Raw genomic sequence first — 11,505 nt, forward strand, 5'->3', positions numbered from 1 at the left:
CCGCGCTGGGGAAACGGGAGGCGCGCTTCTTTATTTGGGGGGGTGCCGGCCCTGTTGTGGCGGGGGGGCGGGGTGGGGGGGGGGACATTCTGCCCCCGCCGGTCGAGCCGGTGCTGGTGCATGGCGATTTCCGCATGGGCAATGTGATGGCCGATGCAAATGGCCTTGCTGCTGTTCTCGATTGGGAATTGGCGCACTGGGGCGATGCCCATGAAGATCTGGCCTATGGCTGCATGGCCGTCTGGCGCTTCGGCCATTTCGATAAGCCCGCATTTGGTGCCAGCGACCTTGATACCTTATTCGCTTCCTATGAGGCTTCGGGCGGGGGCAAGGTCGATCGCGCTCGGTTCCGTTTCTGGCTGGTCTATCGCACGCTGTGGTGGGCTTTGGGCTGTATGCAGATGGCCGAGATTTGGCGGCTGGGCGCAGACCGCAACCTCGAACGCGCGGTCATTGGCCGTCGTACGAGCGAGAATGAGGTCGATCTGCTACTTCTGCTCGAGGACGATGCACCAGAAGCAGAACGTGAGCGGATTGAACTACCGACGGTCGCTCCCCCACGCCGCGCGGGTGAGCCCTCTGCGGTCGAACTGCTCGAGGCGATCCGTGAATGGGTCGATGTGGGCGTGAAAGCAAAGACGACAGGGCGTGAAAAATTCATGGCGGCGGTGGCGATGAACGCGCTCGGCATGTTGATCCGTGAAGCGGAGAACTCCGTCGATCCGCATGATGCGGCGCTTTCGGCCGATCTGATGGCAGGCTAGGCATCGTTGACCACCCCGGGTCTGCTGCCCAAATTGCGCGCAACCATGCTGGCCAAACTTGCCAATGACAGCCCCAAATATGCCTCGCTTGCCGCTGCCAAAGCACGCTGGTTGAAGGGTTGAGATGCAGTACAGCGCGGGTCAGGCGATAGTCTGCGCCGTCCGCCCGCATGGCGAGGTCGGGGCGATTGTGCGCTGCATGACCGAGGAGCACGGTTTGCTCGCCGGTTATGTGCAGGGCGCGCGCGGGAGGGTGCTGCGGCCGGTGCTTATTCCCGGAAATGTTGTCAAAGGCGAATGGCGGGCGCGTGTCGTTGGCCAACTGGCATCGCTTTCGGTGGAGCCGGTGCACAGCCGCGCGCATTTGTTGGGTGAACCGCTGGCGGCGGCGGCAATCGAATGGGCCTGCACGCTGACCGCCAGCGCCGTCCCTGAAGCCTATCCCTATCCGCGGCTGTTTTCGGCGCTCGATGGCTTGCTGGCAGCGGTCGAACTCGCTCCCGCAGCGCGCGGCTGGGCACCCTCGATGGCGCGCTACGAAGCGCTGCTGTTGTCCGAGTTGGGCTATGGGGGTGAAGACCTGGTTGCTGGCGAGGGAACAGCCGCGGCGCTCAAGGCCATGGCATCGCAACGCGAGGCGTTACTCCTGCATGTTCTGGGAGAAAAGCGCGCCGATATAATGGCCGCGCGTGAAAGGCTTGTCGACCGGCTGAAAAGGGCGGTTGCCTAACCAGTCACGCGAAGGCTAGGGGCAGCGCAGCCCTTTATCGGAGTCTCGCATGCTCATTGCCTTGTTGCCCGGAGACGGGATCGGTCCCGAAGTTATTGCCGAAGCACGCCGCGTACTGGAGGCGCTGTCGCTGCCTGGGCTGGTTTTCGAAAAGGCGCTGGTGGGTGGGGCGGCTTACAAGGCTGTCGGGCATCCCTTGCCACAAGCCACACTCGATCTCGCAAAGCGTGCCGATGCGATATTGTTCGGAGCTGTTGGCGATCCCGATTGCGATGCGCTCGAGCGCTATTTGCGCCCCGAACAGGCCATTCTCGGGCTGCGCAAGGAATTGGCACTGTTCGCCAATTTGCGCCCCGCCAAACTGTTCCCCGAACTCGCAGATGCATCAGCGCTTCGCCCCGAAGTAGCGAGCCAGATCGACATGGTGATCGTCCGCGAAACCAATGGCGACGTGTATTTCGGTGAAAAGGGCATGCGCAAAACCGCCGATGGCAAGCGCGAAGGCTATGACATCATGTCTTACAATGAAGACGAAGTGCGCCGCATCGCGCGTGTCGGATTTGAGACGGCAATGGCGCGCGGCAAAAAGCTGTGTTCGGTCGACAAGGCCAATGTCCTTGAAACCAGCCAGCTCTGGCGCGATGTGGTGATTGAAACTGCGACGGACTATCCCGAAGTGGCGCTTAGCCATATGTATGTCGACAATGCGGCGATGCAGTTGGTGCGCAATCCCGGGCAGTTTGATGTTATCGTCACCGGAAACCTGTTCGGCGATATACTTTCCGATCAGGCAAGCATGTGCGCAGGTTCGATCGGCATGCTGCCCAGCGCCACGCTCAATATCGACCAGAAGGGGCTGTACGAACCGATCCACGGCAGCGCCCCCGACATTGCCGGGCAAGGCAAAGCCAATCCGCTGGCGACAATCCTTTCGGCAGCCATGATGCTGCGTTACTCGCTGGGGCAACCCGAAGCCGCCGATCGCATTGAGGCGGCGGTCGCGGCAGCACTTGCCGCTGGCGCGCGTTCACCCGATCTGGGCGGCAGTCATAGCACCCGCGAAATGGGTGATGCTGTTTTGGCGGCATTGACCTGAAGCTTACTCCAGCCGAAAAGCGACCCATGAAGAAAACCACCGGCCTCAATCGCGAAATCACCTCCAAATGGCAGCCTGCCACACAGGCCGTGCGGGGCGGCACCTGGCGTAGCGAGCATGGCGAGACGTCTGAGGCGCTGTTCCTGTCGTCCGGCTATACCTATGACGATGCGGAAACCGTCGCCGCGCGTTTTCCCGGTGAGCAGCGGGGCATGACCTATAGCCGCCTGCAAAACCCGACGGTGGCGATGGTAGAGGAACGCATCGCGCTGATGGAAGGCGCAGAAGCGTGCCGGATGCAGGCGACGGGTATGGCGGCAATGACCACCGCCTTGCTGTGCCAATTGAGCCATGGCGACCATGTGGTGGCCGCGCGCGCAGCCTTCGGGTCGTGCCGCTGGCTGACCGACAGCCTGCTGCCGCGCTGGGGCATCACCACCACGACCATCGACGCGCGCGACAATGATGCATGGAAAGCCGCGATCCAGCCGAACACCAAGGTCTTCTTCTTCGAAACTCCGGCCAACCCGACAATGGATATCGTCGACATGGCCTATGTTTGCGGGCTGGCGAAGGAGCATGGCATAACCTCGGTGGTCGATAACGCCTTTGCCACCAGCGTGCTACAGCGGCCGATGGATTTTGGTGCCGATGTTGTCGCCTATAGCGCCACCAAGCTGATGGACGGGCAGGGCAGGGTGCTTGCCGGCGCGGTTTGCGGTTCGGAAAAATGGATCAATGACGTGCTGCTGCCTTTCCAGCGCAACACCGGGCCCAATTGTTCGCCCTTCAACGCCTGGGTGGTGCACAAGGGCCTCGAAACGCTCGAACTGCGCGCGATGCGGCAGTCGGAAAATGCACTGGCAGTAGGCAAATTCCTTGAGGGCCGCGTGCCCAAGATGCTCCATCCGGGGCTCGCCAGCCACCCGCAACACAATCTGGCGATGAGCCAGATGAAGGCCTGTGGGCCGATTTTCAGTTTCGTCCTTGATGGTGGGCGCAAACAGGCAATGGCGTTGCTTAACGCGCTCGAACTGGTCGATATATCAAATAATATCGGCGATAGCCGCAGCCTGTGCTGTCATCCCGCCTCAACCACCCATTATAGCGTCTCTGCAGAGCAGCGTGAAATCATGGGGGTTGAAGAAGGCATGCTGCGCATCAATATCGGGCTGGAAGATCCGCTCGATCTGATAGATGATCTGGATCAGGCATTGCGGAAGGTTGGCCTTTGATTCTCGACGCGCTTTTTGACGAACATGCAACGACCGAGGGCGTCACCGTCCGCGTGGTCACCAATTTTCTTGATGAGCAGTCGAGCCCTGCGCAGAACCGTTGGTTTTGGTCTTACCATATCCGCATCGAAAACCACCGCGACGATCCCGTCCAGTTGCTGACGCGGCATTGGAAAATTACTGATGGTCATGGCGGGGTGAACCATGTCGATGGCGACGGGGTGGTCGGAGAACAGCCTCTGCTGAAACCGGGTGGCAGCCATGATTATGTTTCCGGCTGCCCGCTGCCGACGCCATCAGGCACTATGGAGGGCCATTACCGCTTCATTCGAGCTGATGGATCGACCTTCCTTGTCGAAATTCCGCGTTTCAAACTGGTCGCACCCGCTACCGCCCGATGAAGCGCACGCACCTTCCCCTGAACGGCCTGCGCGTTTTTGATGCCGCGGCGCGCCACCTGAGCTTTACCAAGGCGGCGGATGAGCTTGCAGTCACGCCAGCGGCGGTCGGCCAGCAAATCCGTGCACTCGAGGACATGCTCGGCGTTGTCCTCTTTCGCCGCACGCCCAAGGGGCTAGAGCTGACACCCGAAGCCGAAAAGGGCCTCGATGCCCTACGCGCTGGATTCCTGCAGTTTGAGGAATCGGTACGCGCGATGCAGTCCGGGCAGACGTCCAACTCGCTCACCATTGCGGCACCGCGCGATTTTACGGCCAAATGGTTGACGGCTCGGCTGGCCAAATATGGCGCAAACAATCCCGATTTGCAGTTCACGTTGATTGCTGCGGATAGCGAGATCGACTTCACCGAAGCCAATCTCGACCTCGCCATTCGCCTAACCGACGGGCCGGGCGAGCATGAAGGTGTTCAGCTTGCGGCAGGTGCCTTTGTTTCGGTCGCAGCTCCCGATGGTGGGGCAGAAACGCCGATTGGATGGCCGGGTTGCCCGCTCGAAGAAGGCACGCCAGCGCTGAGGCTGGGCGATGCAGGGCTTGCCATTGATGCCGCCGCGATCGGGCTGGGCAAGGCCTGCGTCCCGCATCTGCTGGCCGAGGCCGATCTCGCTGCCGGACGTGTGCGCGCATTGGACAATGCACAAGAGCATCGCCTCGCTTACTGGCTGGTCGCGCCCTTGCCGCAATGGCGGCAGAAAAAGGTCAAGGCGCTGGTCGAGGCACTGACCGGTTAAATGGAGAATCGCATGCGAACCATTGGTTTGGCCTTGCTCGCATGTTCCATGTTCGTTGTCGCTTCGCCGGATGCGGCATTTGCAGCCAAAGCAGAGACATGCGCCCCGCTTGGAAAAAATAAGGCGGCGCTTCAGGCGCTGAAAAGTGCCGGATGGCAGATTGATGACGAAGCCGAGCGCCACCGCTTCGTCCTTGCACTTGCGGATTGCAATGGAGCGGCCGATCCGGAAATTCGCGACGGAATTGCCTTCGAAGCGACCCAGTATTTTCTGCGCAAAGGCCTCATTAACGACGCTACATTGGCGCAGCTTTCGGCAAAGCTGCAGGCACAGTTGGTCGCGCCCGACAAGTCGGGATTCCGCCGGTCGTTTGCGGCGTTAAACCTCTCCGAAATCGCACGCACCGATCGGGTAAAAGCCTGGATGACGCCGGAACAACGGGCGCAAATGGTCAGTGCAGCGGTCGACTATATGCGATCAATCAAGGATTTTCGCGGCTTCGACAAGGTTGGCGGCTATCGCCACGCGGTTGCCCATACGGCGGACCTGATGATGCAGTTGGCGTTGAATCCGGCGGTCGACAAAGAGGATCTTGCCCGCATGCGCGATGCGATAGCGGTGCAGGTTGCGCCTGCGAGTGCAAGTTATATTACCGGTGAGCCGGAGCGACTGGCGCGCCCGATCCTGTTCATGGCGCAGCGCGGTGTGTTTACCGATCAGGAATGGTCCGCTTGGCTCGCGCAATTTGCCGGTCCGGGCGCGCTGGGCAGTTGGGACAACGCCTTCCAGTCCGAAGCAGGGCTGGCGCGACGGCATAATGTGACAGCTTTTCTGTCGGCCATATATGTCAATGCGCAAGCCAGTGGCGCTGTTGCCCTGAAATCGCTGGCTGCCGATGCGATGGAAGCGCTTAAAAAGCTGCCCTAATTGCCAGCTACGCTGTCAACCAGCCGGGTCATCAGTTGCGCAAATGCATTATTGTCGACTTCCTTCGCCGGATCATTCCAGCTTCCCGAAATCGCATACCATTCGCCAGCCTTGGATTGTGCCAGACAACTCATCGAGATTACGCCCGGCTCAGAGCCACCCTTATAGCCGAGATAGCGCCATTTTCCGGCTGCAGCAGGGCCAATGCCGCTGTTCACCGCCATCACGTCGCGCGCTGTCTGGCTGTTGCTCCGGCGCAGATTGTTGAGTAGCAAGGCTGTGTCTTCGGGCGAGGCGGACCATTCGATGCTTTCAATGGCGACCGGGCCTGATCCCAATTGCGACATGTCGATCGCGCCATAAGAAAGCGCAGCGCGTTCGCTGGCCAGCAGTTCGCGCTGCCCGGCCTCGGTTGCTTTCTCAAACCGTTGGCGGAGCGCCTGATTGCTTTTGAGCGCAAAGGCCTCGACTGTGGTCAGCATCGGCAAAGCCTTGTCAGGCGCACTATGACCAATGCTCGCTAGTTTGCCTTCGACAGCATCGCGCCCCAGTTCGCGCATCAGGGCATCGGTTGCGGCATTGTCGCTTACCGAAATCATCCAAGTCGCCAATGTTTGCAAAGTTACGGGCGTATCGAGTGGCCAGTTTTGCGTGCCCGCCGAACTGTGGTTGCGCACGCCCAAAGGCACGACGTCGGACCAGCGACGCTGCCCGGCAGCAACCTGGCTGGCCAGTTCGGCAAGGACGTAAAGCTTAAACGTCGAACCGGTGGCAAACTGACCGTTGGCATTCAACGCATGTAATGTCGTGGCTCCGTCGTCGGCCAGTTTTTTCACGATGAACCCACTCGATCCGGGGAGTGCCTTGAAGTCAGCCTGTATCTTTTCGATATTGTCGCCCTTGAGGGCAAAGCCCTTCGCAAGAAGGCCGGCTACTTTATGTGGAGCCGAAGGTTCGACGGTTAAATCTATGGTTGCAATCGCTTTTTCATACTCAACTTGAAGTGTTGCGCTGTTCGGCCCGTTGCGCCGGTTCGCGGCGATTGTGAGTGCCTTGCCATATTGCGCGGTAAAACTGTCGGAAATCGCCTTGAATTGTGCCGGTGGTACTGCGGCAAGGAAGCTGGGCGTGAAATATTCCTCAACCGCCATTTCGCCATTGAGAACGGCAACCAGTTGTCCGGTACGCAGATCGAATGGGGAGGCGACGGTCGCCTGCGCGGTCGAGGCTGGCTCGGCGGCCGATGCCGGAGCTGTCAAAGTCGAAAAAGGGACGGCAAGCAGAAGGGCGAAGGTCCGGAACTTGCGCATAAATCCTCCTCAGGCGTCGATGGCTTCTTCGTCCAGCGTTGTCGCATGTTCCTGGATGAAGCGGAAGCGGGCTTCGGGGCTTTTGCCCATCAACTGATCGACCCGTTCCTTCACCGCGGCCTGTTTCTGATATTCATGCGGCAAGGTGATGCGGATCAGCGAACGGGTTTTCGGATCCATCGTGGTTTCGCGCAACTGGCCCGGGTTCATCTCGCCCAGCCCCTTGAAGCGTCCAACCTCGACCTTCTTGCCTTTGAACTGGGTAGCTTCCAGTTCGGCACGATGCGCATCGTCCTGCGCATAAGCACTCTGATTGCCCGCAGTCAGGCGATAGAGCGGCGGACGGGCGAGGTAGAGATGGCCGCGCTCGACAATGGCGGGCATTTCCTGGAAGAAAAAGGTCATCAACAGTGTCGCGATGTGCGCGCCGTCGACATCTGCGTCGGTCATGATGATGATGCGGTCGTAGCGCAGATTGTCCGGGTCACAATCCTTGCGCGTTCCGCAACCCAATGCGAGGCCGAGGTCGGCGATTTCCTGATTGGCACGGATTTTATCCATCGTTGCCGAAGCGACGTTCAGGATTTTACCGCGGATCGGAAGGATTGCCTGCGTCTTGCGGTCGCGCGCCTGTTTGGCGCTGCCGCCCGCACTGTCGCCTTCGACGATGAACAATTCGGTGCCATTCGGGTCGTCCGATGCACAGTCGGTCAGCTTGCCGGGCAGGCGGACCTTCTTGCCGCTTGTGGCGGTCTTGCGTTTCACCTCGCGCTCGGCCTTGCGCTTCAGCCGGTCCTCAACCTTTTCGAGGATGAAACCCAGCATCGCCTTGCCGCGCTCCATATTGTCGGTGAGGAAATGGTCGAAATGGTCGCGTACCGCATTTTCGACGAGCCGAGCGGCTTCTGGTGAGGTTAGCCGGTCCTTGGTCTGGCTCTGGAATTGCGGGTTGCGGATGAAGACCGAAAGCATCAGCTCTGCTTCATTGAAGATATCGTCAGCGGTAATCTGCGCCGCTTTTTTGTTGCCTACCAGCTCACCAAAGGCTCGCAGTCCCTTGGTCAGCGCGGCGCGGACACCCGCTTCATGCGTGCCGCCATCGGGGGTCGGGATGGTGTTGCAATACCAGCTATAGCTGCCGTCCGAATAAAGCGGCCATGCCACGGCCCACTCGACGCGGCCCTGTTCGTCAGGGAAGGTCTGGTTGCCGTGGAAGAATTCGCTGGTGACGCAATTGCGGCTGCCAAGCTGTTCCTTCAGGTGATCGGCAAGCCCGCCGGGGAACTGGAAAACCGCCTCTTGCGGCACATCCTCGCTCGCCAGCTCCGGATCGCATTTCCAACGGATTTCCACGCCCGCGAAGAGATAGGCCTTCGAACGGGCGAGGCGGAACAAACGGGCGGGTTTGAACTTCGCATCGGCGCCGAAAATTTCCGGATCGGGCGTGAAGGCAATGGTCGTACCGCGCCGGTTGGGCGTGGGGCCCAGTTCTTCAAGCCCGCCCAGCGCTGCCCCGCATGAGAAGCGCTGGCGGTAAAGCTGCTTGTTGCGCGCAACTTCTACCACGGTATCGGTCGACAGCGCGTTGACCACCGAAACGCCAACGCCGTGCAGGCCGCCCGATGTGGCATAGGCCTTACCTTCGAACTTGCCGCCCGAATGGAGCGTGGTCATGATGACCTCGAGTGCCGACTTGCCAGGGAATTTGGGGTGCGGATCGACCGGGATGCCGCGACCGTTGTCGGTGATGGTCAGCCGGTTGCCAACTCCCAGGACGATTTCGATACGCGTTGCATGGCCGGCAACCGCTTCGTCCATACTGTTGTCGAGCACTTCGGCGGCGAGATGGTGCAGCGCGCGTTCGTCAGTGCCGCCGATATACATGCCCGGGCGCCGCCGGACAGGCTCGAGCCCCTCAAGCACCTCGATTGCTGAAGCATCATAACCACCAGATTCAGAACCAGCGGGCATTGCTCCGCCGAACAGGTCTTCACTCATGGCTGACGCTATAGGCGTGGGGGAGTCAGCGGTGCAACTACCGAACGTGCGTCAGTTGTGGAAATGTTCCCCGTCGAGCGTGAAGCGCTGCTCGTCGAAGGCAAATTTTCTTTGAAAGCAGCGGCTTTACTGTCATATTCGGGCAATACAGGAGGACCAGCCATGCTCGAAATTACCGGCGTCAGCCATGTCTATGCGAACGGAACGCGCGCACTCGATAATGTGAATTTATCGATCCCGCGCGGCATGTATGGCCTGCTTGGCCCCAATGGCGCGGGTAAATCGACGCTGATGCGCACAATCGCGACGCTGCAGACGCCGACTGATGGCGTAATCAAATTCGGTGATCTTGATATACTTGCCCAACCAGAGGAACTCCGCAAAAAACTTGGCTATCTACCGCAGGATTTTGGCGTCTATCCGCGCGTTACCGCGATGGACATGCTGGATCATATGGCAGTGCTCAAGGGCATTGCCGACAAGGGTGAGCGCAAAGCGGTGGTGGAAACCCTCCTCAACCAGACCAATTTGTGGAAACATCGCAGTCATTTCATCGCCGGTTTTTCGGGTGGCATGCGCCAACGTTTCGGCATTGCGCAGGCGTTGATTGGCAATCCCGAACTGATCATCGTCGATGAACCGACCGCCGGCCTCGACCCAGAAGAACGCAACCGTTTCCTCAACCTGCTCGCAGGGATCAGCGACAATGTCGTGATCATATTGTCGACACATATCGTCGATGATGTCGCAGATCTATGCCCGCGCATGGCGGTGCTGGCGGGCGGCAAGGTGCAACTGGAAGGCGCGCCGCTCGATCTGATTGCCCAGACCAAGGGCCGCATTTGGAAGAAGACCATCGGCCGCGAAGAGCTTGAGGCGTATCAAGAGCAATATCAGGTGATTTCCAGCCGCTTGTTTGCGGGCCGCACCATCATCCATGTGCTCGCCGACAGCCAACCTGCAGGCTTCGAAGCAGTCGAAGCCGGGTTAGAGGACGTCTATTTCACCACACTCGCCGATTTGCGCCGCGCAGCCTGAGGAGAGAAAAAATGCTCCTGAACGTCGCGCGCTTTGAATTGCGTTATCAGCTGCGCAACCCGGTTTTCTGGGTTTCACTCCTGCTTTTCTTCCTGCTCGGCTTTGGTGTCACTGCGAGTGAAAATGTCAGCATGGGTACCCCGGGGACGGTGAAGGAAAATGCACCTTACGCGATCGCGGCATTTATTGGGCTGAGCTCGCTCTTCTATCTGTTTGTCGTCACATCCTTCTCCGCCAACGCGGTTATTCGGGACGATGCGACAGGCTTTGGCCCGATTATCAAGGCCACATCCATAGGCAAGCGCAACTATGTGTTGGGCCGTTTTGCAGGTGGACTGCTTGTGGCGGTGCTGGGCTTTTTTGCGGTTCCGATTGGCATGTCGTTTGGATCAGTCATGCCCTGGGTCGACCCCGAAACTGTAGGGCCGCAGGTGCTGTCTTACTATCTTTGGCCCTATCTGATCCTGGCTATTCCTAACATCACCCTGATGTGCAGCCTCCTGTTCGGCCTTGCCACCATCACTCGCTCGATGCTGTGGAGCTATGTCGGCGTCGTCATCTTCTTCATGGGCTATCTGATCGTCACTTCGGTGCTGGGTCCGCTACCCGAATATCGGCAAGCCCTCGCGTTTTGGGAGCCGCTGGGTTTTGGCGCGCTTTCAGAGGCAACGCGATATTGGACCGCAGCGGAAATGAACTCGAAGCTGTTGCCGCTGGATGGCAACATGCTGTTCAACCGGGCATTTGTGCTGACGCTGTCTGTCGCTCTTCTTGCGCTTACCTATTTGCGTTTCTCAATGGAGGAACGCGGACCCTCCAAAAGGCGGCTGAAGAAGCTGGCGCGGCAGCAGGATTCGGAGAGTGGCGATGCACCGTCCATGCTGGCGCTGGCCAGTGCGACCCAGCGTTTCGGCGGCTCGGCAACGCGCGCGATGTTCATGGTCCGCTTGCGAACAGAAATCATGCAGGTGCTCCGCAGCCCGGGGTTGATCGTGCTGCTCCTGCTTGCGGTGATTAATGCAGGGGGGATCCTGTATTTCAGCAACACGCTTTACGATACGCCGACCCATCCGCTGACTGCCAATATCATTACAGGCGTGTCCGATGGATTTTCGCTGTTCGTGCTGATCATAGCGGTGTTCTACGCAGGCGAACTGGTTTGGCGTGAACGCGATGGGAAAATCGGCGAAATCATCGATTCCACCCCCGCGGCAAACC

At 59.5% G+C, this 11,505-nt stretch carries 11 protein-coding genes; 9 read left to right on the forward strand and 2 right to left on the reverse strand.

All coding sequences use genetic code 11. From position 1 onward, the window contains the following. The 7 genes from Q0239_RS11455 to Q0239_RS11485 form a co-directional block, all read left to right on the forward strand. Positions 1–764: phosphotransferase (locus Q0239_RS11455; protein WP_298602849.1), on the forward strand; the 764-nt coding region annotated here is incomplete at its 5' end. 124 nt (positions 765–888) lie between these two features. Beyond that, the gene (locus Q0239_RS11460; protein WP_298602851.1) at positions 889–1,494 is read left to right on the forward strand and encodes a recombination protein O N-terminal domain-containing protein; all 606 of its coding nucleotides are present in this window, start codon (positions 889–891) and stop codon (positions 1,492–1,494) included. Between the two features lie 49 nt (positions 1,495–1,543). Continuing rightward, positions 1,544–2,590 carry a 3-isopropylmalate dehydrogenase gene (gene leuB, locus Q0239_RS11465; RefSeq protein ID WP_298602853.1) on the forward strand — a complete coding sequence of 349 codons (1,047 nt, stop codon included), beginning with the start codon at positions 1,544–1,546 and terminating at the stop codon, positions 2,588–2,590. A 26-nt stretch (positions 2,591–2,616) separates the two neighbouring features. Further along, on the forward strand, positions 2,617–3,825 hold the full coding sequence (locus tag Q0239_RS11470) for an aminotransferase class I/II-fold pyridoxal phosphate-dependent enzyme (RefSeq protein ID WP_298602855.1): 1,209 nt from the start codon (positions 2,617–2,619) through the stop codon (positions 3,823–3,825). Then, entirely contained in the window at positions 3,822–4,226 is a 405-nt protein-coding gene (gene apaG / locus Q0239_RS11475; protein WP_298602858.1) for a Co2+/Mg2+ efflux protein ApaG, read from the forward strand. The genes Q0239_RS11470 and apaG overlap by 4 nt, the downstream gene beginning before the upstream one ends. Further along, positions 4,223–5,014 carry a LysR family transcriptional regulator gene (locus Q0239_RS11480; protein ID WP_298602861.1) on the forward strand — a complete coding sequence of 264 codons (792 nt, stop codon included), beginning with the start codon at positions 4,223–4,225 and terminating at the stop codon, positions 5,012–5,014. The genes apaG and Q0239_RS11480 overlap by 4 nt, the downstream gene beginning before the upstream one ends. 12 nt (positions 5,015–5,026) lie before the next feature. Then, entirely contained in the window at positions 5,027–5,941 is a 915-nt protein-coding gene (locus Q0239_RS11485; RefSeq protein ID WP_298602864.1) for a DUF2785 domain-containing protein, read from the forward strand. Here the strand turns inward: Q0239_RS11485 and Q0239_RS11490 are convergent. After that, on the reverse strand, positions 5,938–7,251 hold the full coding sequence (locus Q0239_RS11490) for a serine hydrolase (protein ID WP_298602867.1): 1,314 nt from the start codon (positions 7,249–7,251) through the stop codon (positions 5,938–5,940). The genes Q0239_RS11485 and Q0239_RS11490 overlap by 4 nt on opposite strands. A 9-nt stretch (positions 7,252–7,260) precedes the next feature. Continuing rightward, positions 7,261–9,249, reverse strand: a complete 1,989-nt coding sequence (gene parE / locus Q0239_RS11495; RefSeq protein WP_298602870.1) for a DNA topoisomerase IV subunit B — start codon at positions 9,247–9,249, stop codon at positions 7,261–7,263. Positions 9,250–9,411: 162 nt separating this feature from the next. Here parE and Q0239_RS11500 point away from each other — a divergent pair, with 162 nt between their 5' ends. Then, entirely contained in the window at positions 9,412–10,287 is an 876-nt protein-coding gene (locus Q0239_RS11500) for an ABC transporter ATP-binding protein (RefSeq protein ID WP_298602872.1), read from the forward strand. 11 nt (positions 10,288–10,298) lie between these two features. Continuing rightward, positions 10,299–11,505 (forward strand): ABC transporter permease (locus Q0239_RS11505; RefSeq protein ID WP_367276093.1); only part of this gene is annotated, 1,207 nt, incomplete at its 3' end.

The sequence above is a fragment of the uncultured Sphingorhabdus sp. genome (assembly GCF_937872355.1).
Classification (GTDB): Bacteria; Pseudomonadota; Alphaproteobacteria; order Sphingomonadales; family Sphingomonadaceae; genus Sphingorhabdus_B.

Bases quoted from the DNA above. Each gene is read 5' to 3' on its own strand.
- Q0239_RS11460 (WP_298602851.1), top strand. From the start codon at position 889: ATGCAGTACAGCGCGGGTCAGGCGATAGTCTGCGCCGTCCGCCCGCAT.
- leuB (WP_298602853.1), top strand. From the start codon at position 1,544: ATGCTCATTGCCTTGTTGCCCGGAGACGGGATCGGTCCCGAAGTTATT.
- Q0239_RS11470 (WP_298602855.1), top strand. From the start codon at position 2,617: ATGAAGAAAACCACCGGCCTCAATCGCGAAATCACCTCCAAATGGCAG.
- Q0239_RS11480 (WP_298602861.1), top strand. From the start codon at position 4,223: ATGAAGCGCACGCACCTTCCCCTGAACGGCCTGCGCGTTTTTGATGCC.
- Q0239_RS11485 (WP_298602864.1), top strand. From the start codon at position 5,027: ATGCGAACCATTGGTTTGGCCTTGCTCGCATGTTCCATGTTCGTTGTC.
- Q0239_RS11490 (WP_298602867.1), bottom strand. From the start codon at position 7,251: ATGCGCAAGTTCCGGACCTTCGCCCTTCTGCTTGCCGTCCCTTTTTCG.
- parE (WP_298602870.1), bottom strand. From the start codon at position 9,249: ATGAGTGAAGACCTGTTCGGCGGAGCAATGCCCGCTGGTTCTGAATCT.
- Q0239_RS11500 (WP_298602872.1), top strand. From the start codon at position 9,412: ATGCTCGAAATTACCGGCGTCAGCCATGTCTATGCGAACGGAACGCGC.